We start from the raw sequence: 22,567 nt of genomic DNA, 5'->3' as shown, positions 1-22,567 counted from the left end.
TCGCCTTCCGGTTTGTGCATATCACCTTGAGCCAGGGCCGCAAGGTTGGCATGTCATCTCACGCGAGCACGGAGGTTGCGGCCCTGGCTCAAGGTGATCGCGCCGGTGTCAGGCGACGGGATGACCACCCAGCTCGGGTTGTGTTCACAGATCAGCTCTCGCCGCTCGAAAAGGTGGTCCTACCCACCACACTGGTTACCCATCGGTAACCAGGGCTAGAGTGGCGTCATTACCGCCGGGTAACCGGCGGTCCCAGAGCTGACAGAGGGAGCACATCGTGGCTGCAACCCCCCTTGCGCCGACCGCGCGGGCGGTGCGCACCGTGGCCTTCGTCGAGGGGGTCCGCACCCCGTTCGGCAAGGCGGGTGACAAGGGCATCTACGCCAACACCAGGGCCGACGACCTCGTGGTCAAGGTCATCCGGGAACTGCTGCGCCGCCATCCGGAACTGCCGCCGGAGCGGGTGGACGACGTCGCCATCGCCGCCACGACCCAGACCGGCGACCAGGGCCTGACGATCGGCCGCACGGCCGCCCTCCTGGCCGGTCTGCCGCGCTCGGTCCCCGGCTACGCGATCGACCGCATGTGCGCCGGCGCGATGACCGCGGTCACCACCGTCGCGGGCGGCATCGGCTTCGGCGCCTATGACATCGCCATCGCGGGCGGTGTCGAGCACATGGGCCGCCACCCGATGGGCGAAGGGGTCGACCCCAACCCGCGCATCGTCGCCGACAAGCTCGTCGACCCGTCCGCGCTCGTCATGGGCCAGACCGCGGAGAACCTGCACGACCGCTTCCCGGCCATCACCAAGCGTCGCGCGGACGAGTACGCCGCGCAGAGCCAGGAGCGCTACGCCGACGCCGTCAAGGCCGGCAAGATCGGCCCCGAGCTCGTCCCGGTCGCGATCCGCTCCGAGCTGGGCTGGGGCCTGGCCACCGAGGACGAGCCGCCCCGCCCGGGCACCACCGTGGAAACACTGGCGAACCTGAAGACCCCGTTCCGCCCGCACGGCCGGGTCACCGCGGGCAACGCCGCGGGCCTGAACGACGGCGCGACCGGTGCGATCCTCGCCGACGAGGAGACCGCCCGCGAGCTGGGCCTGCCCGTCGCGATGCGGATGGTCGGCTACTCCTTCGCCGGCGTCGACCCCGAGGTGATGGGCGTCGGCCCGGTGCCTGCCACCGAGAAGCTGCTCAAGCGGACCGGGCTGTCCATCGACGACATCGGCCTGTTCGAGATCAACGAGGCGTTCGCCGTGCAGGTCCTGGCCTTCCTGGACCACTTCGGCATCGAGCAGACCGACCCGCGCGTCAACCCGTGGGGCGGCGCGATCGCCTGCGGCCACCCGCTGGCCTCCTCCGGCGTGCGGCTGATGACCCAGCTGTCCCGCCAGTTCGCCGAGCACCCCGAGGTCCGCTACGGCATCACCACGATGTGCATCGGCCTCGGCATGGGCGGCACCGTGATCTGGGAGAACCCTGCGTACGACGGGAGTGACAAGTGACGTTCACGGTTGAGCAGGCCAAGGCCGCCTTCCCGGACGAGGTGGTCACCCGCGCCACCACGCGCCTGATCCGGGTGCCCGGCCTGGACAAGCAGGTCGCGCTGATCACCCTGGACAACGGGCACGACCACACCCGCCCGTCCACGTTCGGCCCGCAGGGCCTGGTGAGCCTGAACGCCGCGCTGGACGAGGCGTTCGCCGCGGAACCGGCGGCCATCGCGGTCACCGGCAAGCCGTTCATCTTCGCCGTCGGCGCGGACCTGTCCGGCGTCGAGGCGATCAGCGACCCGAACCTGGCGCACGAGATCGCCGAAACCGGGCACGCGGTGTTCCGCCGCCTCACCGACTCGGCGATCCCGACCTTCGCGTTCGTCAACGGCGCGGTCATGGGCGGCGGGCTCGAACTGGCCCTGTCCTGCCACTACCGCACGCTGTCGGAGTCCGCCGCGGCGATCTCGTTCCCCGAGGTGTTCCTCGGTCTGTTCCCCGGCTGGGGCGGCACGCAGCTGCTGCCGAACCTGATCGGCCCGGACGCCGCGGTCACCGTGATCATCGAGAACGCGCTGAACCAGAACAAGATGCTCAAGCCGGCGCAGGCCGCGCAGCTGGGCATCGTGGACGAGCTGCTGGGCAGTGCGGACTTCCTGGAGCAGTCGCTGCTGTGGCTGGCGAAGGTCGTCAACGGCCAGGTCACCCCGCAGCGCAAGGAGATCGACCGCGGCGCCGGCTGGGACGCGGCGATCGCCCGCGCCAAGGCCATTGTGGACGGCAAGACCAAGGGCGCGTCGCCGGGCGCGACCAAGGCCGTCGAGCTGCTCGAACTGGCCCGCGCCAACGACCTGGACGCAGGCTACGCGGCCGAGACGCAGGCGCTGGCGCAGCTGCTGATGGACGACACGCTGCGCGCCGGGCTGTACTCGTTCAACCTGGTCAACAAGCGCGCCAAGCGCCCGGCCGGCGCGCCGGACAAGTCGCTGGCGCGCAAGGTGACCAAGGTCGGCGTGGTCGGCGCGGGCCTGATGGCGAGCCAGCTGGCGCTGCTGTTCGTGCGGCGCCTGAAGGTCCCGGTCGTGCTGACCGACGTGGACCAGGCGCGCGTCGACAAGGGCGTGTCCTATGTGCACGGTGAGATCGACAAGCTGCTCGGCAAGAATCGGATCTCGCCGGACGAGGCGAACCGGCTCAAGGCGCTGGTCAGCGGTTCGCTGGACAAGGCCGCCTTCGCGGACGCGGACTTCGTGATCGAGGCCGTGTTCGAGGAGATGGGCGTCAAGCAGCAGGTCTTCGGCGACCTGGAGAACTACGTCAAGCCCGAGGCGATCCTGGCGACGAACACCTCGTCGCTGTCGGTGTCGGAGATGGCGTCGAAGCTGCAGCACCCGGAGCGGGTCGTCGGGTTCCACTTCTTCAACCCGGTGGCCGTGCTGCCGCTGCTGGAGATCGTGCGCGGCGAGCAGACCGACGACGCGGCGCTGGCCACGGCGTTCGCGGTCGGCAAGCAGCTCAAGAAGTCCAGCGTGCTGGTCAAGGACGCCCCGGCGTTCGTGGTGAACCGGCTGCTGCTGCGCTTCCTCGGCGAGGTGCTGACCGCGGTCGACGAGGGCACCCCGTTCGACGTGGCCGACCGCGCGCTGGAGCCGCTGGGCCTGCCGATGTCCCCGCTGACGCTGATGCAGCTGGTCGGCCCGGCGATCGCGCTGCACGTCGGCGAGACGCTGCACGCCGCGTTCCCGGAGCGGTTCCCGGTGAGCGAGAACCTGAAGAAGTTCGTCGCGTCGGGCAAGACCGCGGTGTGGCAGTGGGACGACAAGGGCAACCCGAGCGTCGACCCGGAGGTCGCGGCGCTGTGGCAGCAGGGCGACCGGCCCTCGACCGCGGAGCAGCTGCGCGAGCGGGCGCTGGCCGCGATCGCCGAGGAGATCCGGATCATGCTCGACGAGGGCGTGGTCGCGGAGGCGCAGGACATCGACCTGTGCCTGATCCTCGGTGCGGGCTGGCCGTTCTGGCTCGGCGGCATCACGCCGTACCTGGACCGGACCGGCGTGTCGCAGAAGGTGACCGGCAAGCCGTTCCTGGCGCCGGGTGTGGCCTCGGTGCCGGCGTAACCGCCGAACCTGGTGGCCCCCTCGCGCGTCCTGCTGCGCGAGGGGGCCTTTCCCCGTCTGGGGAACAGCCACGGCCCACCCGCGAGCACCGCAATCGGAGACCGTCGTCCGCCGACGCTGGGCCGAACCGACCCGGCCCAGCCGGTAGAGGATCGCCCATCCCAGGATGACGACAAACCCGCCGGGCATGTCGCAGCACGCCCCGGCCCCTGTCGACGGTCGGTCCTACCTGGTCTGGATCGCCTGACCGGTCGTGGACGCCCGGACGAACAACTCCGGCTCCAGGCGCTCCGACTCCGGTGACTGTCCGTTGAGGACGGTGACCAGCAGTTCGAGCGCGCGCCGCCCCATTTCGTGCATCGGGGAGCGGACGCTGGTCAGCGGGACCGGCAGTTCGGCGGCCAGCGGGGTGTCGTTGAAACCCGCCACGGCGACGTCGGCCCCGGGGCGCAGGCCGGCGTCCCGCACCGCGCCGAGTGCGCCGATCGCCGCGAAGTCGTTGACGGCGAAGATGGCCGTCGGCCCGGTCTCCGCCAGGAGCCGCTCGGCCGCCCGGTGGCCGCCGACGGTGTCGAATCCGGAGTGGACAGTCGCGACCTCGAGACCCTCCTCGCGGTACCGGTCGGCGAACCCGGCCGTCCGGTCGATGCCGGTGCTCGCGAACGGCTCCCCGGCGATCACCCCGGCCCGCCGGTGCCCCAGCTCCAGGAAGTGCTCCGCGACCAGCCTGCCGCCGCGGTAGTCGTCGCAGGTGACCGACGGGTGCCCGCCCGCGTGGCGGCTGACCAGCACGAACGGCACGCGCCGCTCGGCCAGCTCGCCGGTGAACTCCCCGTCGTGGTGCGCGTCGCCCAGGATGAGGCCGTCCACGCGGCGCGACAGCGCCAGCTCGGTGCGCGCCCGCTGCTCGGCAGGCCGGTCGTGGCTGTTCATCACGAACGTCGCCAGCCCGTGCCCCGCCGCCGCGTCCTCGATGCCCTCGTAGATCGTGGCGAGGACGACGTCGGACAGCCGCGGCACCAGCACCCCGACGAGGTTGCTGCGCTGGGTGCGCAGGCTCTTCGCGTGCGGGTTCGGCCGGTAGTCCAGCCGGGCCGCCCACTCCCGGATCGCGTCGGCGGTCTCCCGGGATGCGGCGCGCGCGGCGTCCTCCGGCGACCCGTTGAGCACGCGGGACACCGTGGAGATGTCGACCCCGGCGCTCTGCGCGATGGTCCGCAGCGTGGCCGGCCGTTTGCGCTCCGCTCGACCCACTTCCCAGCCTTCCGCCCGGCCACCCCTTGACGGCGGCTCCCGGGCTCCTTGATACTACCCAAACGATTTTCCCAAACGTTTGGGTACACGAGCAACACGAACCCAAACGTTTGCGCAAGGAGAGGAACACCGTGTCGTCATCCCTCGGGACCAGGCTCGCCCCGCCACCCGGCGCCGGCTGGTTCGCGCACCGCCCGGTGGCGGGCCTCGCCGCGGACCTGCGCGCCGGACGGCTCACGCCACGCGACCTGGTCGAGACCGCGCTCGCCGAACTCGCCCGGTGGGAGCCGGTGATCAACGCGTTCGTCACCGTGGACGAGGCCGGCGCCCGGGCCGCCGCCGACCAGGCGGGGCGCGAGCTGGCGGCGGGCGTCGACCGCGGACCGTTGCACGGCGTCCCGGTCGCGGTCAAGGACGTGATCGACGTGCGCGGGCTGCCGACCACCGCCGGTTCCCGCCAGTTCACGGACCACGTCGCCACCGCGGACGCCGACTGCGTGCGACGGCTCCGCGCGGCGGGCGCGATCGTCCTCGGCAAGACCGCCACCCACGAAATCGCGTTCGGTCCGACGGGTGACCGCGCCGCGAACGGCCCGGCACGCAACCCCTACGACCCGGGCCGGATGACCGGAGGGTCGAGCAGCGGCTCGGCGGCGGCGGTCGCGGCGGGCGTCGTCCCGCTGGCGCTCGGCACCGACACCGGCGGCTCCGTCCGGATCCCCGCCGCGTGCTGCGGGATCGTCGGCCTGAAGCCGACGCACGGCGCGGTCAGCACACAGGGCGTCCTGCCCTTGGCGCCGTCGCTGGACACCGTCGGCCCGCTGGCCCGCACGGCCGCGGACGCGCGTCTGCTGTGGACCGTCCTGAGCGGAGCCAAGCCCGGAAACAAGACATCCCGCGTCGCGTGGCTGCCACCGGACACGATCCACCCGACCGCGCCGGAGGTGGTCGCCACCGTCCGCGAGCGCCTGCGTGATCTCGACGAAGTCGTTGTCCCGCAAGCGGAAGCGCTGCGCGCCGCGTACGCGGCGATCCAGGGCAGCGAGGCCTACGCCGTGCACGCGGAGCGGCTCGCCGACCGGCCGGACCTGTTCGGCGACGAGGTCCGCGACCGCCTCCGGGCCGGTGGCGAAGTCCGCGGCTGGGAGTACGTCCGTGCCCGCGAGCTGCGCGACCGGGTCCGCGGCGAAGTGCTGGACCTGCTGCGGGAACACGGGATCCTCGCGCTGCCCACGACTCCGCTGCCCGCCCCGCCGCTCGATGCGCGCACCTCCGACGTCGGCGACGTGCGAGCCGCGCTGCTGTCGCTGACCAGCCCGTGGAGCGTTCTCGGGCTGCCCGCCCTGTCCGTCCCTGCCGGTCTCGTCAGTGAGCTGCCCGTGGGACTGCAGCTCGTCGGCCCGCCCGGCTCCGAGCACGACCTCCTGACGATCGCCGAACACCTCTGAAGGGAACAGCCGAATGTCGACGAGCGCCATCACCGCCGCTGCCGTGCAGTGCGACCCGCAGGTCGGGCTGGAGAACAAGGACAAGAACCTCGCCCGGACCCTCGAACTGGTCACCGAGGCCGCCGACCGGGGCGCGAACCTGGTCGTGCTGCCCGAGCTGGTCAACACCGGCTACTCCTTCGCCACCCGGGAGGAGGCCTACGCGCACGCCGAGGAGCTGACCGGCCCGACAGTGCAGGCGTGGACCGAACTCGCCCGCAGCCGCGGCATCCACCTCGTCGGCGGCATCACCGAACTCGACGGGGTCCGCCTGTTCGACACCGCCGTCCTCATCGGACCGGACGGCCTGATCGGACACTACCGCAAAACTCACCTGTGGCACCGGGAGAAGCTCGTCTTCACCCCCGGCGACCTCGGGTTCCCGGTGTTCGAGACCCGCATCGGCCGGATCGGCCTGCTGATCTGCTGGGACATCTGGTTCCCGGAGGTCGCGCGCCTGCTCGCGGTGCAGGGCGCGGACGTCATCTGCAGCGTGAACAACTGGGTGTGGACGCCGCCGCCGCTGTTCGACGACGCCGGCCGGTGCATGGCCGCCTACCTGACGATGACCGCTTCGCACGTCAACGGTGTGCCGATCGTCGCGGCGAACCGGGTCGGCGAGGAGCGCGCCGCGAAGTTCCTCGGGTGCTCGCTGATCACCGGCACCAACGGCTGGCCCGCGAGCGAGGTCGCCGCACCCGAGGGTGACACGATCGTCTACAGCGGACTCGACCTGATGGCCACCCGGTCGGCGGCGATCTGGAACGAGCTCAACGACCTGCCGCGCGACCGCCGCACCGACCTCTACGATCCGCTGCTGGGGTACCGCGGCGGCCAGGCCTACCCGCGGTGATCCAGATGCTCACCACGACCCGCCGGGCGACGAAGCCCGCCGGTGCGCTCGGCCGCTGGCTGGCCGGCGCCGCGCTGTTCGGGGTCACCGCGGGGCTCGCCCTGCTGCTGGCCCGCGTCACCGGTTCGCTGCCGCACGTCCTGTCCGCTTACGACGAGTGGCAGGAGCAGGCCTACCAGCAGATCCCGCAGTTCCTGCGCTGGGTCCTGGGCGACACCACCGAGGCGCAGTTCTACAAGTCCGCGCTCGGCGGGGTCGGCCTGCTGGCCGGTGGCTGGATCGCGCACGTCGGATGGCGGCGGGGCCGCCGCTGGGCCGGGTTCGCGGTCAGCGGGGGCAGCGGGCTGTGGCCGTGGGTCACCGCCGCGGCCCTGCTCGGGCTGCTGCTGTCCAACCTGGCCTGGGGGTGGACGATCCCCGCGACCGGCGCGTGGCAGCCGACGTTCGTGGCGTTCGTGTCGGTGCCGCCCATGGTGGTCCTGACCTACGGCGCGGGGTGGCGGGTCGCCGCCACCGGTGCCGTGCTCGGCGCCGCGTTGACCACGCCCGCCGCGTTGCTGCTGGTCAACTTCGTGTGCGTGCCATTGGGGCAGCCCGCGGTGCTGGGCTCGGTGACCGCGATGTGGGTCAGCGCGCTGATCGCGTTCCCGCTGTGCCGCCGCCTGCCGTGGCTCCCGCGGCCGGTCCCGCCGCCCACCGCGGAGCACACCGTGCCGCGGCAAGGACCGGTCTGGGTGGTGCGGCGCGTGCTCGCCGACTTCACCGAGGCGCCCTTCCACGGCAACGAGATCGCCTCGCTCGGACTGCTCGCCGGGACGGTGCTGACCTACCTGCTCAACCCGCTGACCCCGGTGTACGGCAGCGGTCTGCTACCCGCCCTGCTCACCGCGCAAGTGCTCACCGCCACGCTCGGCGTGCTGGTGTACCGGCGGCAGTGGGCTCGGCACGGCTGGTACCCGACTTTCGTGCCGGTCGTGTCCGTCGCGCCCGCGGTGGTGCTCACCTACGGGCCGACGTGGCCCGCCGTGCTGAGCGGCGCTGTGCTCGGGGCGCTGGCCGCTCCCCCGCTGGCCGCGTTCGCGTCCCGGCGCATCCCGCTCGGCGTGCATCCCTGCGCGGGCAACATGTTCGCCATGACGGTGTGCACCGGCGTCCTCGTTCCCCTGCTGGACATCGTTCTGTGAAAGGAAAACCGATGGAGATCCTGCGGTTCGACCGCGACGGCACGACGCTGACCGCCGAGCGGCGCGACGGTGACGGGCCGCCGGTGGTCGTGGTGCCCGGTGTGATGGCCGACGCCGCGTCCTGGCGGCCGGTCGTCGACGCCCTCGCGCTGCCGAACCCGGTCGTCGTGCTGAACCGGCGCGGCCGGGCGCCCAGCGGCCCGCTCGGCGACGGGTACTCGCTGCGCACCGAGATCGACGACCTGCACCACGTGCTGGACACCCTCGGCGGCGACGTGGAACTGTTCGGCTGGAGCTACGGCGGGCTGATCGCGCTGGAGGCCGCGGTGCAGCGGCGGGATCTGCGGTCGGTGGTGGCTTACGAACCGGTGTCGAGCCCGTTCGGCGTTCACGCGCTGGAGTCGTTGCGGGCGGCCGAAGGCGACCTGGACCGCGCGGTGGACATCGTGAACCGCGACGTGTCCGGGTTCTCCGCGGAGTACGTGGCGGCGCTGCGGGAGAGTCCGGTGTGGCCGGTGCTGCGCCCGCTGGCCCATCCGCTCGCGGCCGAACTCGCCGCGCTGAACGCGCACGAGCCGGCCTTCGACCGCTACCGCGACCTCGACGTGCCGGTCACGTTGCTGCTGGGCGAGCTGAACGAGGGAGCCGAACCGTACGGCACGGCCTTCGCGGTGTTCGAGCGGGCGCTGCCCCAGGCCCGGCGGGTGGCCATGCCCGGGCAGGGGCACCTCGCGCACGCCCAGGCGCCGGAGGTGCTGGCGAAACACCTCGCGGCGGCGATCCGGCCCTAGGACTGCGCCCCTTGGTGAGGCGGGTGGCCAGGTCCTTGGTCGGCGGCGGCAGGCGCACCAGCATGCTGCTGGCGCCCGGAAAAAGAGGGCTGCGCGCCCGGAGTCGAGGCGCTCGCGGTCGACGGGGAATGACCCGGCCGGTCCCGCGGCCAGATTGAGCACGAAGATCCATCTTGCGACGGATGGGCGCGGGTCACCGACGCGGGTGCTGCTCACCGGCCAGGCCGCATCCCTCGACCCGGCAGGCGATGCGGGACCGGCGAGTCCGATTCACCAGCCCGGAACGGGAGGACACTTCCTAGGCGAGGGGGTCTCACAGTACCTGCATCACCAGGGTCTCCCGGACGTCCAGGACGCGTGCCAACTTGGTTGAGCCGGCTCCTGCTTCCACGACAAAGGGGACGAAGACCCATGGCGGACGACCAGTTCACCACCCACGCGGATCTCTTCGATCTGAGTGGGAAGTACGCACTTGTCACTGGTGGCACCAGGGGCATCGGGATGATGATCGCGCGGGGCCTGCTGCAGGCGGGCGCCCGCGTCGTCATCAGCTCACGCAACACCAACGCGTGCACGGAGGCACAGCATCGACTCTCCGAATTCGGCGATGTCCGAGCATTCCCCGCCGAACTGTCCAGGTACGACGAGTGTCAGCGCCTCGCTGATCTCGTCAAAGGCGACTCGGATCGCCTGGACATCCTCGTCAACAACGCGGGAGCGATGTGGCGCGAGCCGCTGGAGACGTTCCCGGCCGAGGCCTGGGACACGGTGATCGACCTCAACCTCAAGTCGCCGTTCTGGCTGGTGCAGGCGCTGCTCCCCGCACTTCGCCGGGCGGGCACCGCCGACGATCCCGCGCGGATCATCAACATCGGCAGTATCGCCGCCATCCACGTCGCCGAGTCGCCCAACTACTCGTACGCCGGCAGCAAAGCCGCGCTCCACCAACTCACCAGGGTGCTCGCCAGGGAACTGGGCCCCCAGCACGTCACGGTGAACGCGGTGGCCCCAGGAGTGTTCCCGTCGCAGATGATGGCGGCCACGCTCGACGCCATCGGCGACAAGATCGCCGCGAAGGCCCCGCTGCGCCGGCTCGGCCGCGACGACGACATGGCAGGCGTCGCCGTGTTCCTCGCCAGCCGGGCCGGGTCTTACCTGACGGGCGCCATCGTCCCGGTCGACGGCGGCATCGCCACGACCGCAACGGGTACCTAGGCGTTTTGCCGGCGGCCCCGGGCCTCGACGGGGGTACCAGCAGAACCTCCCTCCGCCCGCGGACAGGGCCTACGGTCAAGGGGTGGCCAAGATCGATCTGCGCACCGAGATCAAGGAATTCCTGAGCTCGCGTCGCGCGCGAATCACGCCCGAGCGGGCGGGATTGCCCGCCTACGGCGGCAACCGCCGGGTCGAAGGTCTGCGCCGCGAAGAGGTGGCTCTACTGGCAGGGGTGTCGGTCGACTACTACGTGCGCATGGAGCGCGGCAGCCTCACCGGCGCCTCCGACGGGGTGCTCAACGCGTTGGCCTCTGCCTTGCAACTCGACGAGGCCGAGCGCGATCACCTGTTCCACCTCGCGCGGCAGTCCAAGGGTCCACGCCGCCGGCGACCCGCCGTGACAGTGCGCCCGGCCCTTCAGCAGGTGCTCGACGCCATCACCGATGCGCCGGCTTGGATTTGCACTGGCCGTTATGACGTGCTGGCCATGAATCACCTTGCCCGCGCGCTGTATTCACCGGTGCTGGCCGACCCGCGACGGCCGGCGAACACCGCGCGGTTCGTGTACCTGGATCCCGGCGCGGCGAAAACGTTCTTCGTCGACTACGACCGGATCGCCTGCGACGTGGCTGCGAAGCTGCGCATGGAAGCCGGCCGCGATCCGCACGACGAGGAGCTGATCGCCCTGGTCGGTGAATTGTCGGCGCGCAGCGAGCTCTTCCGGCAGCGGTGGGCATCCCAGGACGTCCGGCACCACCGGTCCGGGCGCAAGCGTCTGCACCACCCGGTGGTGGGCCGGCTCGACCTGGACGTCGAGTCGATGGAGATGCCTGCCGAACCCGGCCTGCTCCTGAACGTCTACACCGCGCCCGCCGGCACGGCGACCGCGGACGGCCTGGCCCTGCTGGCGTCGTGGGCGGCCGGCCTTGGGCACCCGCGGTCGGAGCGCAGGCAAACCCAGCCGGAGGCGCCGTAGCCTAGGCCTCCTTGGCGATCGTCTCCCGGACAGCGGGCACGATCTCCCGGGCCCAGCGGCCGAGGGAGATGTCGTCGTGGGCGGCGTGGCCCGGTGGGAACAGGATGAAGCCGGACATCCCGTGCTCGAGGACGCCCGAGGTCAGCTCCTCGACCCACTGGTCCACGGACCCGCCGATCCAGCGGCCCTCGTCGTCCCGCGTCTTCGCCAGCGGCGCGTCGGTGATGCGGCCGGGGAAGTTCAGGATCGTCCGGACCTCGCTCGGGTCGCGGCCTGCCGCGGCCGCCGCCTCGTCGATCACCGGCCGCGACGTGCGGTACCGCTCGCTCAGCCAGTCCGCCGCGTGGCCGGGCAGCCAGCCGTCGGCCACGCGGCCGGTCGCGGCGAGCGACTTCCGCCCGACCGACCCGGTCCACACCGGCGGCGCGGCCACCGGCGCGGGCTCGATGCCGCGCACCCGGTAGTGCCGTCCCTCGTGGGTCACCGGCTCTCCACCCCCGGCCAGGCTCTTGACCAGCAGGATCGCCTCCTCGAAGGCCTCCACCGCCTCGCCCGGGGTGAACCGCGGCCCGCCCATGTCGGCGATCCGGTCCGGGAGCCCGCCCGCGCCCACCCCGAGCACGACCCGGCCGCCGGACAGCGCCGACAGGGTCGTCACCGCCCTGGCCAGCATCGCCGGGGGCCGCAGCGGCAGGTTGGTGACGTTGGCGAAACCCGCGATGCGCTCGGTGTTCCCCAGCAGGAACCCGATGGTCGCGTAGGCGTCCAGGCGGCTCCCGAAGTAGGGGTGGTCGGACAGCGAGACCAGGTCGAGCCCGTCGGCGTCCGCTCGCCGGACCATGCGCAGCAGGTCGGTCACCTCGTCGACGCCGGTGTGCGCGCCGAACCCGAAAACGACGTCAGGTGCAGTCATGATAATCCCTCCAGTTCGTACTACGAACAATAATGGTTCGGAGTACGAACTGCAAGGTTCAGCGATCCAGGAAGACCGGGGGCACCTCGTTGTCCGTCACGACCCGGCCGAGCAGCCCGGCGAGCCGGTCGCGGTCGGCCGCGTCGAGCCCCGCGGGAAGCTGTTCGATCCGGCGGCAGGTCTCGGCGTAGAACTCCCCCGCCAGCCGCTTCCCCTCCGGCGTGAGCGCGACCAGAACCGCCCTGGTGTCGCGCGGATCCGGCTCGCGGCGGACCAGGCCGTTGCGTTCGGTGCGGTCGACCAGCCCGGTGAGGCTCGACTTCGCCAGCCGCAGCACCGCGCCCAGCTCGGTCATGCCGTAGGGCCGCGCCATCAGCACGCACAACAGCTGCCCCTGCGGCATCGTGATGCCGTACTCCCTGGCCGATTCGGAATACACCGCGTTCACCAGGAACGTGGACCGCACCAGGGCGGTCACGATCCCCATCCGGCCGTCATCCTGTGCGGGCATTCCACCAGGTTAACAGTTCGTGGTGCGAATTACCTCAGGCATCGGGGTGGGGGCCGTGGCGGTCGCCGGCCTCCAGCGTCGCCATCCCGGCGATGTCGTGCGAGTCCAGCTCGAAGTCGAAGATGTCGATGTTCTCCCGGATGCGGCTCGGGGTGGCCGACTTCGGGATGACCATGTGCCCCATCTCGATGTGCCAGCGCAGCACCACCTGCGCCGGGGTCTTTCCGTGCTTGCGGGCGATCGTGGTGATCACCTCGTGGTCCAGCTGCCTGCCGCGAGCGAGCGGGCTCCACGCCTCGGTCACGATGCCGTGCTGCTCGTGGAAGCCGCGCAGCGCCGCCTGCTGCAGGCCGGGGTGCAGCTCGACCTGGTTGACCGCGGGCACGACCTCGGTCTCGGCCATCAGCCGTTCCAGGTGCGGGATCTGGAAGTTGGACACGCCGATCGCGCGGGCCCTGCCGTCGGCGAGGATCTTCTCCAGCGCGCGCCACGTCTCCACGTAGCGGTCCTGCCCCGGCACCGGCCAGTGGATGAGGTACAGGTCGACGTAGTCGAGCCCGAGCAGCTCCAGGCTGCCGTCGAACGCCTTCAGCGCCCGGTCGTAGCCGTGCTCGGTGTTCCACAGCTTGGTGGTGACGAACAACTCCTCGCGCGGCAGGCCGGACGACCGCACCGCAGCGCCGACGCCGCGCTCATTGCCGTAGAGGGTCGCCGTGTCGAAGCTGCGGTAGCCGGCCTCCATCGCCACGTGCATCACCGACTCGACCTCGTCGTCGGGCAGCTTGTACACCCCGAACCCGAGTGCGGGCAGCTCGATCTCGTTGTTCAACCGGAGGGAAGGGACCATGCCCAGCACCGTAACTCAGCGGGTCGCGGGCAGCCGGACGGTGACGGCCAGCCCGCCGCCGACCACCGGTTCCGCGGCGACCAGCCCGTCGTGCGCCTCGACCGCCGCGCGCACGATCGACAACCCGAGACCCGCGCCGTGGCGGGCGGTGCGCGCCACGCCCGCGCGGCGGAACGGCTCGAACAGCTCGTCCACCGTCTGCGGGTCGACCAGCCCGCCGGAGGACCGCACCCGCAGCGTCGACCACTGCTCCCCGGCCTGGGTGGTGACCTCGATCCAGCCGGCGTCGACGTTGTGCCGCACCGCGTTCTCCAGCAGGTTGCCCGCGATGCGCTCGAGCAGCGCGGGATCGCCGGTGGTCCAGGCCGGCTCGACGTGGAAGGTGGTCTTGAGGCCGCGCTGGTCGGCCTCCCCGGACACGGCCCGCCACGCGCTCGCGACCAGCGCGGCGAGGTCGACCGGCTCGGTCACCACCAGGCCGGCGCCGTCGGTGCGGGCGAGCAGCAGCAGCGACCCGACGAGCTGGTTGGCCCGCTCGGTCGCGTCCCGCACCACACCGGCCATGCGGCGCAGCTCGGCGGCGTCGGCCTGGTCGTCGGCGAGCGTGACGTCCAGTTCGGTGCGGATCACCGACAGTGGGGTGCGCAGCTCGTGGCTGGCGTTGGCGACGAAGTGCCGCTGCGCCTCGAACGCCGACTGCAGCCGGTCGAGCATCGCGTCGAAGGTCTGCGCCAGCTCGGCCAGCTCACCGCGCGCGTCGACCTCGCCGATGCGCTCGCCCAGCGACTCGACCGACAACCGCCGCGCGGTGCCGGTGATGTCGCGCAGCGGGCGCAGCACGCGCGAGGTGAACGTCCACGCCAGGATCGCGGTGGCCAGCACCACGCAGCAGAACGCGATGGTCCCGGCGAGCAGCATCTTGTCCCGCGCGTGGTCCCGCAGGTGCGTGGCCAGCGCGGCGGCGTCCACGTCCACGCCGTCGACGCGCACGACCGTGCCCGGCGGCATCTGCGGCACCGCGGCCACGGCGTCGCCGACCAGCGTCCAGGCCAGCCAGAGCAGCACAAGGCTGACGCCGGCCGCCAGCCCGGTCGCGAGCAGCGTGATGCGCGCCCGCAGGCTGCGCACCGGCGTGCGTGTCGAGCGCGAACTCACCCCTTCGCGGGGCCGGTGTCGCGTGCCCGGTACCCGGATCCCACCACGGTCTCGATGATCCCAGGTTCGCCCAGCTTCTTGCGCAGGGTCATCACCGTCACCCGCACGGTCGTGGTGAACGGGTCGGCGTTCTCGTCCCACACGCGCTCGAGCAGCTCCTCGCTGCTGACGACCGCGCCCTTGGCGGACATCAGGACCTCCAGGACGCCGAACTCCTTGCGGGTCAGGTCGACCGGGCCGCTCGCGCGGCGGACCGTGCGCTTGGCCGGGTCGAGCTCGACGTCGCCGACCGTGAGCAGCGGCGGCGCGGCCGGGGTGGCGCGACGGCCGAGCGCGCGGACGCGGGCGACCAGCTCGGGGAAGGCGAACGGCTTGGCCAGGTAGTCGTCGGCGCCGAGGGACAGGCCCTCGACGCGGTCGGAGACCGTGCCGCTCGCGGTCAGCATGAGGACGCGGGTCAGCTCGTCGGAGGAGACGATCTGGCGGCACAGCTCGTCGCCGGACATCCCGGGCAGGTCGCGGTCGAGCAGCACCACGTCGTAGCGTGTGATGCTCGCCTTCTCGTGCCCCTCGTCGCCGGTGAGGGCGACGTCGACCGCCATGCCTTCCCGGCGCAGCCCGCGCGCGATCGCGTCCGCCAGCGGCGCCTCGTCCTCGACAACCAGAATTCGCACGCAGACAACCGTGCCACAGTTTCCTGAGAGTTACCTGGGCGGCGGTATCCTGGCTCTTCGCGACTGGCTGGGGGTGGCCCGGATGAGCGGTCTGGAGATCTTCGTCGGCGAGTGGACGGTCGAGGTCGGGTTCCCCGGCGCGCCGCCCGCGCGGTCGGTGTTCGAGTGGATCCTGGACGGCACGTACCTGGCGCAGCGCACCGAGGTGCCGCTGCCGGAGGTGCCGGACAGCCTGTCGCTGGTGGGCCCGGCGCAGGACGGCGGGTACACCCAGCACTACTTCGACTCGCGCGGGGTGGCCCGCCTGTACACGATGACCTTCGACGGCGCGCGGTGGACGCTGCTGCGGGAGACCGCGGACTTCACGCCACTGCATTTCGCGCAGCGGTTCACCGGGGTGTTCTCCGCGGACGGCGACCGGATCGACGGCGCGTGGGAGAAGCAGGAGCCTGGCGGGGACTGGGAACTGGACTTCGAATTGGTCTACACACGGGCAGGTTGAGTTTCCGCGGGCCAGTCGCGGTCGGCTGGCCGCGCCGCGCACATCGGCCGGACACCGTTCGGCGGGAAGCCCGCGCCTGCGCGCCGGACCAGCCGGGAGTTCGCAGCGCGCGCCGCGGCGAGGGCGCTGCATCCGAGCGGTCGGCGGAACGGCACCGATCGCGGCACCGCGCTTTGATCTAGAGCGGCACCTCCACGAATCGCTGCCCGTCGAGGGTTTCCACCGCCACCGCGGCCACCTCGGTGGGCGCCACCAAAGCGAAGCCGTCCAGCGAAGTCCCCTCCCGCTCCCCCGCCGGGGACACCAGCCAGCTGCCCGCCTCGACGCGCGAACCGTCGCGGGCGACGACCACCAGGCGGCACTTCTGGCCTGCCGGGATGCCGCCCACGGACGCCGTCAGCCGGACCCATCCGGCGGCAGGCCGGACCGCCACGGACATCGTCGCGCCGGTCGCCGCGTCCGTGCCGGACACCGTTCGCGTGCCCGGATCCTGCGCGGTCACCGTGGGCGGCGCCGTCGTCCGGCCCAGCACCACGCCGCCGGCGCCCAGCGCGACCGCCACCGCGACCGCCGCCACCCCGGCCACCAGCCGGTTCCGCCGCACCCGCGAGTCGCGTTCGCGGCGGACCTGGCCGAGCGTGCGCTGCAGCAGCAGGTCCCCGCCGTCGGGCGGCCCGTCCAGCATCGCCTCCGGCGGGACGACCTCCAGCGCCGCCCGCGCCATCCGCAGGGACGCCACCTCGGCCTGGCAACGACGGCAGGAGTTCAGGTGCCGCTGCATCGCTCGCATCTCCTCGTGCTCGAGCGCTTCGAGCAGGTAGGCGGCGAGCGCTCCGGGATCGTGGATCGTCATCCGGCCACCTCTCCGACGGCGGCCCCGCGGCCGCCGAACGTCTGGCGCATCGCTCTGAGCGCGTAGTACGACCGCGACTTCACCGTGCCCGGCGGGACCCCGAGGGTCTCCGCCGCCTCGGCGACGCTGCGGCCGCGGAAGTAGATCTCGGTCAGCACGTCCCGGTGCTCCGGCGACAGCCGGTCCATCGCGTCGAGCACGACCATCGAGTTCAGCACGGCGTCGGAGTGGTCGGCCGCGACCGGCGGCGCCGCGGGTGCCTCCGCGACCTCCGCCGGCCGGGCGGCCTTCGCGCGGAACCGGTCGGTGATGATGTTGCGCACCACCGTCAGCAGCCAGCCGCGCACCGAACCCTTGCCGTTGACGAGGGTGTCCGGATGCCGCCACGCCCGCACCAGGGTTTCCTGCACGGCGTCCTCGGCCGCGGCGTGGTCGCCGGTGAGCCGGGCGGCGTAGGCGAGCAGCGCCCGCCCGTGCTCCTCGTACAGCGTCCGGATCAGGGCCTCGTCGGCGACCGCCGTCCGTTTCGCGGCGCGTAGCACCGGCATCCGCACTCACTCCTCGCTGGGGATCAGTAACTGCTCGGCGCGGCCGCGAGTGGCTTCCTCTCCGCGGCGACCTTGCAGCCGTTGGTCTCGATGGCGAACCAGGTGCCGCCGACGGTGTGGCCGTTCGCCTGGCCGGGCGCGGTGTCCTGGGTGTAGGTGTAGACCGGCCAGCCGCCGACGGTGACCTGCTCGGTCCCGTCCGGGCGGGTGACCGTGCCGACCAGCTCCGGGTCGACGCCCTCGATGCGGGTCTCCCCGCGCGCCACGACCGGGGGCCAGGTGGTGGCGCACTGGCCCTCGCACGTGGTCTTCGGCGGGTTCTTGCCGTCCTTGGTGAACAGGTAGATCGTGCGGCCGTCGCCGTCGGTGAGGACGGTGTCCAGGCCGGGGATGTTCGTGGTGCGGATCGCGGTCTCCGGGGTGGCGGCCTTCGCCCCGGTCGGCGTGATCGCCGCCCAGGTGCCGCCGACGCCCTGGCCCTTGGCCTCGCCGGCCACGGTGTCCTTGACGTAGCGGTAGACCGGCCAGCCGTTGACCGTGACCTGCTGGGTGCCGTCGGCGCGCGCGACCGTGCCGACGAGCTTCGCGTCGACCCCGCGCACGTCCACCGCGCCGGTCGCGATCACCGGCGGCCAGGTGGTGGCGCATTCGCCTGCGCAGGCCGACTTGGGCGGCCGCGCGGTGTCGCGGTCGAAGCGGTAGAGGGTCAGGCCGTTGGAATCGGTGAGGACCGGGCCGAGCCCGTCGACGTCGGACGCGACCAGCCCGACGGCCGGCTGGACGGCGGCCGCCTGCTGGATCGCGACCGGGCCGGCGGCCGGGCCGGGCTCGCCCTGCCCGCACGCGGTGAGCAGGGCGAGTCCGGCGAGTGCGGCGGCGGGCAGGACGATGCGCGCGGTCATGGTCGTCTCCTTCTCGGGGAATTCGCTTCCGGCGCAATGCACACGTCCGCCGCCGCCACGCGGTTCAGACTTCTTTCACTCGCTGCAGGTGCGGTCGCGGTTGATGCACCACACGAGGCGGTTCATGATCCGTTGCGACATCACGTTGGCGAAGTCGTCGTGGTCGGACCGCGGGTTGTGGCTCTCCTCGGGGAAGGAGTCCACTTTGTACTGCCCGGCGACCTGGACGTCGCGCGGGATGTCGTAGACCAGCGTGATGCGCAGCTGCGGCACGGCCACGAACCCGCGCTTGCACCGGCCGTTCGCCTCGGGGAAGACGATGTGGTCGCGGTGGTTGGCGCTGTCGATGTTGCGGCCGTCCCAGCAGCTCGGGAAGTCGTGGATGCGCTCGACCTTGCTGCCTTCCGGGCAGATCGGGTACTTGTCGATGAGCCGGTCCTCGAACCCGGTGCACGTCCAGCTGGCGCGGGCGTTGCGCGGACCGTTCGTGCCCTGCTTGGCGTCGCCGTAGAGCACGCGCAGGAACTTCGGCATGGCCCGCACCGGGCCCACCGGGCTGCCGCGGAAGGTGATGTTCACCGACTCGGGCAGCTGGATCTCCCCGTCGTTGCCGCCGATCTCGCTGTTGTCGTCGGCAGGCGGCTGTTCGGCGTCGTCGCCGTCGCTGTTCTCGTCGCCGTTGGGGATTCCCTGCCGCTGGGCGTCCTCGACCGCGCAGGTGGCCTGCGCGGGGTCGACGGGCTGCCCGGTCGCCTGGCTGATGCGGTCCAGGCTCGCCGATCGCTGTTGCCGCAAGGGTTCCAGTACAGCCGCCTCGGCGGCGGGGTCGGCCGCGATCCGCGCGTCGGCGGCCGCCTCCTGCTGGTCCAGCGCGTCCAGCTCGGTGTCCACGGTCGACATCGCCTGCTCGGGGACCTCGGCGAGCTGACTGGCCACGTCCGGGCACTCGACCTGCGCGACGTCCTCGGTCTGCTCGGCCTCGGCGCGCTGGGCGTCGAGCTCGGCCTCGTCCTCGGGCGGGTTGGCCTCCTCGGCGTCCTCGCGGTCGATCCGCACCACCGGCCAGAAGTAGGCGGACTTGTCCCCGTTGCGGCAGGTGGTCCCGGCGCGCAGCAGGCTTTCGTTGGTGGAATCGGCGTTGGTGGAGAGGTTGCCGACGTAGTCGTGCAGGTGCTGGGCGCCGTTGCGCACGCCTGGCTGCGCGATGAAGTTGTCGGGGTTGTAGTGGCCGTTCTCGTTGCGGCCGCAGTCGACCGTGAACGTGCCGGTGGAGGCGCGGCGGTTCGGCCGCACCTCGGTCACGTTCGGGGCGACCGTGGTGATGTCGACGAAGAACGCCGGGTCGACCTCGTCGGCGCCGGCCTGACCGGTGTCGCCCGCGGTGGTGGCGACGGTGACGCCCGCGACCGCGAGCGCCAGTCCGACCGCGAGGGTCGCGATCTTGGTCCGGCGTGCGACGCGGTGCCGGCCTTCGTTTCGAGCCATGGATGTGCTCACCTCGAATCAGCCCGGCGGCGCACGCGCGCGCCGGGTTGTGGCGTGGGATTGGGACGAAACGGCTCCCCCGAGCCCGTCACAGGGGGATACGTACGTCGCGCCCGCCGAGTTCAAAACGCGATCTGCGCGTTATCGCGTCGTTATAATGCCTGGTCAGCGCTCGATGCTGGCGAGCACCGCGCCGGACTCGGTGCGGATCTGGAACTTCTCGATGTCCCCGGGACCGAACGCGGTGCCGCCGGAGATGAGCAACGGGTCCACCGCGCCGGCGGGCACCGTCCAGCTCGCGACGGTCTCCTCGTGCCCGCTCCAGTCGACGGCGACGAGGTGGCAGCGCAGCGGGCCGGCGACGCCGGTCAGGTCGAGCCGTACCGCGGCGCCCCAGCTGGTCGGCATCACCAGCACCTCGGTGCGCAGCGCCTGGCCGGTCTCGCTGCCGGTGAACCGGCTCGCGCCCGGCGACGAGGGTGACGACGGCGGGGGTGGCGGTGTACTGGCCGCGACCGGCGCCGGGGCCTGCGACGGGACGACGGCCAGCGTCACCAGCGGCCCGGCGATGATCAGCAGCATCGCGGCGACGGCCAGCACCCGGCGCACCAGGGTGCGGCGGCGGCGGATCGCGGCGACCTCGTCGAGCATCGGCGCCAGCACCCGCGGCGCGGGAACCGGCGGTTCCGGCCAGTAGCGGCGGATCTCGTCGAGCAGGTCCGGCAGCTCGTGCATCTCCAGGAGGTCGAGCTGGCAGTTCGGGCAGTCCAGCAGGTGCGCCTCGAACGCCGCGTTGTCGGCGTCGTCGAGCACGCCGAGGACGTAGGCGGCGATGTCGGTGTGCGCCGGTTTGCCCATGCCGCTCACCCCCGCTCCCGCAGCGAGCGGCGAAGCGCCCGCACCGCGTGGTAGATCCGGGACTTCACGGTCCCCGGCGGCACACCGAGCGTCTCGGCCGCCTCGTTGACCGTGCGGCCGTGCAGGTAGGTCTGCAGGACCGCCTCCCGGTGCTCCGCGGACAGGGTCTGCAGTGCTTCGTACAGCATCATCGCGGCCAGGGTCCTGTCCGATTCGTCCGGCACCCCGACGGAGTTCGCGTCGGGCTCCTCGACCTCCTGGGGCCGCGCGCGGCGGCTGCGCCAGCCGTCGATCACGATGCGGCGGGCCACGGTGTGCAGCCACGCCCGCAGCATCTCCGGCTCCCGGTCGAGCTTGTCGGCGTTGCGCCAGGCCCTGATCAGGGTCTCCTGCACGACGTCCTCGGCCCACAGACGGTCACCCCCGGTCAGGGTGATCACGAACGCGAGCAGGGGGCGGCCGAACTCCCGGTAGAGGGCGGTGGCCAGGTCGTCGTCCTGGCCCGCGTCGGGCACCGGCTCGACCACGGTGCGGAGAATTCGGCTGTGGCGTCCCACGGCGGACATCTTTGCGGTATTCCGGTCGCGGAGTCCAGTGCGAAATTCGCGGAAAAATTCTTTGAACCGCTTCCGCGCCGCCGTCGTATACCCCGCTGACAGTTCCCGGGCCGATCCCCCGCGACCCGGACCTTTTCCGTCCACTGTGGATTTCAGGAAGGCGTCCCGACGTGCCCCGATCCCCTGCGCTGACACCGCTGGCCACCGGTTGCGTGGTCCTCGCGGTGATCACCGCGTGCGACACCGGCTCCCCCGCGCCGCTGCCGCCGCAGTCCGTTCCCGCCGCGGAGGCCGCGCCGGCGCTCAACGCCGTGCGCGCCTTCGACCTCGGCCGCATCGTGGTCGACGGCGCGGGATTCACCTTGTACCGCTACGACAAGGACACCACCGCCCCGCCGCGGTCCGCGTGTGACAGCGCGTGCACCCGGACGTGGCAGCCCGTGCCCGCGACCGCGGCGCAGCAGCTGCGCGGCATCGACCCGGCGCTCGTCGGATCCCTCACCCGGGCCGACGGCACGGACCAGGTGACGCTCGCCGGGCACCCGCTGTACCGCTACCGGCCCGACGAAATGCCCGGCGAAACGGGCGGGATGAGATCGGGCGACGCGTGGTTCCCGGTCACCCCGGACGGGAACAAAGTGCAGGCCGCGAGCGATCCGGGACGAACTGATGCGTTCGGCCTCTAGACGATTCCTGACCCTGCTCCTGGTCGTGTTGTTCGTCCAATTGGCCGTACCACGGAATGTGACCGCGCAGACCGAATTGAGCGCCGCCGACCGCGATCTGCTGATCCGCGTCCGGCAGGCCGGGCTGTGGGAGATGCCCGCGGGCGACTGGGCCCGCACCCGCGCCCGCGACGAGCACGTGAAGGACGTCGGCATGACGTTGATGGTCGACCACGGGCGGCTCGACGTGCAGGTGCGCGACCTGGCCCGGCGGCGCGGCGTGATCCTGCCCGACCAGCCGACGGCCGACCAGCAGCGCTGGCTGGTGGAGATGCGCGACGCGCCGACGGCCGCCGACTTCGAGCGGGTCTTCGCCAACCGGCTGCGCGCGGCGCACGGCGTGGTGTTAGGCGTCATCGCGCAGGTGCGCGCGAACACCCGCGACGACGAGATCCGCGCGTTCGCCGCCGCCGCGAACCAGGTGGTGCTCCGGCACATCACGCTGCTGGAGAGCACCGGCCTCGTCGACTACACGCAGCTGCCCCAGCCGCAATCCGGCACGGCGTCCGCCTCCGCTGGCGCGGCCCTCGACCTGGCGGCCACCGACGTCATCACCACCGTCGTGCTGGCCGCGCTGCTGTGCGGAGCGACGGTGCTCGTGCTGTGGCTGATCCGCCACCCCGCCAGACGACTGAAAGCTGGAGACAAGACGTGACACTCGAGTCCCT

General features: G+C 72.0%; 23 protein-coding genes. 11 read left to right on the top strand and 12 right to left on the bottom strand.

What is annotated here, in order from left to right; translation table 11 throughout:
* The first annotated feature begins 313 nt into the window (after positions 1 to 313).
* Together L2C96_RS36370 and L2C96_RS36365 are read left to right on the top strand one after the other, a co-directional pair.
* Positions 314 to 1,504 carry a thiolase family protein gene (locus L2C96_RS36370; protein ID WP_027935121.1) on the top strand — a complete coding sequence of 397 codons (1,191 nt, stop codon included), beginning with the start codon at positions 314 to 316 and terminating at the stop codon, positions 1,502 to 1,504.
* Positions 1,501 to 3,609: a 3-hydroxyacyl-CoA dehydrogenase NAD-binding domain-containing protein gene (locus L2C96_RS36365; RefSeq protein WP_237339428.1), complete on the top strand. Its 2,109-nt coding sequence runs from the start codon at positions 1,501 to 1,503 to the stop codon at positions 3,607 to 3,609. The genes L2C96_RS36370 and L2C96_RS36365 overlap by 4 nt, the downstream gene beginning before the upstream one ends.
* A 225-nt stretch (positions 3,610 to 3,834) precedes the next feature.
* On the opposite strand, the gene L2C96_RS36360 is transcribed toward L2C96_RS36365, so the two are convergent.
* A complete protein-coding gene (locus L2C96_RS36360; RefSeq protein WP_020422385.1) occupies positions 3,835 to 4,863 on the bottom strand; it encodes a LacI family DNA-binding transcriptional regulator in 1,029 nt (342 codons plus the stop codon).
* A gap of 131 nt (positions 4,864 to 4,994) precedes the next feature.
* Between L2C96_RS36360 and L2C96_RS36355 the strand changes: the two genes are divergently transcribed.
* The 6 genes from L2C96_RS36355 (at position 4,995) to L2C96_RS36330 (ending at position 11,369) form a co-directional block, all read left to right on the top strand.
* Positions 4,995 to 6,311, top strand: a complete 1,317-nt coding sequence (locus L2C96_RS36355) for an amidase (RefSeq protein WP_237339427.1) — start codon at positions 4,995 to 4,997, stop codon at positions 6,309 to 6,311.
* 13 nt (positions 6,312 to 6,324) lie between these two features.
* A complete protein-coding gene (locus L2C96_RS36350) occupies positions 6,325 to 7,203 on the top strand; it encodes a nitrilase family protein (protein ID WP_237339426.1) in 879 nt (292 codons plus the stop codon).
* Positions 7,204 to 7,208: 5 nt separating this feature from the next.
* On the top strand, positions 7,209 to 8,387 hold the full coding sequence (locus L2C96_RS36345) for a hypothetical protein (protein ID WP_237339425.1): 1,179 nt from the start codon (positions 7,209 to 7,211) through the stop codon (positions 8,385 to 8,387).
* Positions 8,388 to 8,398: 11 nt separating this feature from the next.
* Positions 8,399 to 9,178, top strand: a complete 780-nt coding sequence (locus tag L2C96_RS36340) for an alpha/beta fold hydrolase (RefSeq protein WP_237339424.1) — start codon at positions 8,399 to 8,401, stop codon at positions 9,176 to 9,178.
* Between the two features lie 411 nt (positions 9,179 to 9,589).
* A complete protein-coding gene (locus L2C96_RS36335) occupies positions 9,590 to 10,393 on the top strand; it encodes an SDR family oxidoreductase (protein ID WP_237339423.1) in 804 nt (267 codons plus the stop codon).
* 82 nt (positions 10,394 to 10,475) lie between these two features.
* Positions 10,476 to 11,369, top strand: a complete 894-nt coding sequence (locus tag L2C96_RS36330; RefSeq protein ID WP_237339422.1) for a helix-turn-helix transcriptional regulator — start codon at positions 10,476 to 10,478, stop codon at positions 11,367 to 11,369.
* 1 nt (position 11,370) lies between these two features.
* Here the strand turns inward: L2C96_RS36330 and L2C96_RS36325 are convergent, their stop codons facing one another.
* Genes L2C96_RS36325 through L2C96_RS36305 form a run of 5 tightly spaced genes read right to left on the bottom strand, consistent with a single transcriptional unit; the run spans position 11,371 to position 15,469 of the window.
* Positions 11,371 to 12,282 (bottom strand): LLM class flavin-dependent oxidoreductase, encoded by a 912-nt coding sequence (locus tag L2C96_RS36325; RefSeq protein ID WP_237339421.1) that lies wholly within the window; start codon positions 12,280 to 12,282, stop codon positions 11,371 to 11,373.
* Positions 12,283 to 12,340: 58 nt separating this feature from the next.
* Positions 12,341 to 12,769 carry a MarR family winged helix-turn-helix transcriptional regulator gene (locus L2C96_RS36320; protein WP_020422393.1) on the bottom strand — a complete coding sequence of 143 codons (429 nt, stop codon included), beginning with the start codon at positions 12,767 to 12,769 and terminating at the stop codon, positions 12,341 to 12,343.
* 58 nt (positions 12,770 to 12,827) lie between these two features.
* Complete coding sequence (locus L2C96_RS36315) at positions 12,828 to 13,640, bottom strand: aldo/keto reductase (protein ID WP_237339420.1); 813 nt, start codon at positions 13,638 to 13,640, stop codon at positions 12,828 to 12,830.
* A 15-nt stretch (positions 13,641 to 13,655) separates the two neighbouring features.
* Complete coding sequence (locus L2C96_RS36310) at positions 13,656 to 14,795, bottom strand: sensor histidine kinase (RefSeq protein ID WP_020422395.1); 1,140 nt, start codon at positions 14,793 to 14,795, stop codon at positions 13,656 to 13,658.
* Positions 14,792 to 15,469, bottom strand: a complete 678-nt coding sequence (locus L2C96_RS36305) for a response regulator transcription factor (protein WP_017983685.1) — start codon at positions 15,467 to 15,469, stop codon at positions 14,792 to 14,794. The genes L2C96_RS36310 and L2C96_RS36305 overlap by 4 nt, the downstream gene beginning before the upstream one ends.
* Positions 15,470 to 15,551: 82 nt before the next feature.
* On the opposite strand from L2C96_RS36305, the gene L2C96_RS36300 reads away from it, so the two are divergent.
* On the top strand, positions 15,552 to 15,971 hold the full coding sequence (locus L2C96_RS36300) for a hypothetical protein (protein ID WP_237339419.1): 420 nt from the start codon (positions 15,552 to 15,554) through the stop codon (positions 15,969 to 15,971).
* 178 nt (positions 15,972 to 16,149) lie between these two features.
* On the opposite strand, the gene L2C96_RS36295 is transcribed toward L2C96_RS36300, so the two are convergent.
* From L2C96_RS36295 to L2C96_RS36270, 6 genes are all read right to left on the bottom strand, one after another.
* Positions 16,150 to 16,824 carry a zf-HC2 domain-containing protein gene (locus L2C96_RS36295; RefSeq protein ID WP_237339418.1) on the bottom strand — a complete coding sequence of 225 codons (675 nt, stop codon included), beginning with the start codon at positions 16,822 to 16,824 and terminating at the stop codon, positions 16,150 to 16,152.
* A complete protein-coding gene (locus tag L2C96_RS36290) occupies positions 16,821 to 17,372 on the bottom strand; it encodes a sigma-70 family RNA polymerase sigma factor (RefSeq protein ID WP_237339417.1) in 552 nt (183 codons plus the stop codon). Before L2C96_RS36290 ends, L2C96_RS36295 begins: the two co-directional genes overlap by 4 nt.
* Positions 17,373 to 17,395: 23 nt before the next feature.
* Positions 17,396 to 18,274 carry an SCO0930 family lipoprotein gene (locus L2C96_RS36285; RefSeq protein WP_237339416.1) on the bottom strand — a complete coding sequence of 293 codons (879 nt, stop codon included), beginning with the start codon at positions 18,272 to 18,274 and terminating at the stop codon, positions 17,396 to 17,398.
* 75 nt (positions 18,275 to 18,349) lie between these two features.
* Complete coding sequence (locus L2C96_RS36280; protein ID WP_237339415.1) at positions 18,350 to 19,759, bottom strand: DUF1996 domain-containing protein; 1,410 nt, start codon at positions 19,757 to 19,759, stop codon at positions 18,350 to 18,352.
* 165 nt (positions 19,760 to 19,924) lie between these two features.
* Complete coding sequence (locus L2C96_RS36275) at positions 19,925 to 20,617, bottom strand: anti-sigma factor family protein (protein WP_237339414.1); 693 nt, start codon at positions 20,615 to 20,617, stop codon at positions 19,925 to 19,927.
* A gap of 5 nt (positions 20,618 to 20,622) precedes the next feature.
* Complete coding sequence (locus L2C96_RS36270; protein ID WP_027936516.1) at positions 20,623 to 21,174, bottom strand: sigma-70 family RNA polymerase sigma factor; 552 nt, start codon at positions 21,172 to 21,174, stop codon at positions 20,623 to 20,625.
* A gap of 170 nt (positions 21,175 to 21,344) precedes the next feature.
* Here L2C96_RS36270 and L2C96_RS36265 point away from each other — a divergent pair, with 170 nt between their 5' ends.
* On the top strand, positions 21,345 to 21,860 hold the full coding sequence (locus L2C96_RS36265) for a hypothetical protein (RefSeq protein ID WP_237339413.1): 516 nt from the start codon (positions 21,345 to 21,347) through the stop codon (positions 21,858 to 21,860).
* On the top strand, positions 21,844 to 22,554 hold the full coding sequence (locus tag L2C96_RS36260) for a DUF4142 domain-containing protein (RefSeq protein WP_237339412.1): 711 nt from the start codon (positions 21,844 to 21,846) through the stop codon (positions 22,552 to 22,554). The genes L2C96_RS36265 and L2C96_RS36260 overlap by 17 nt, the downstream gene beginning before the upstream one ends.
* Positions 22,555 to 22,567: the final 13 nt, after the last annotated feature.

Origin of the sequence: Amycolatopsis tucumanensis (assembly GCF_021654135.1) — a bacterium.
Lineage (GTDB): Bacteria > Actinomycetota > Actinomycetes > Mycobacteriales > Pseudonocardiaceae > Amycolatopsis_E > Amycolatopsis_E tucumanensis.
The sequence above is the reverse complement of the archived record's forward strand: the minus strand, read 5'-3'. Positions and strand labels throughout refer to the sequence as shown.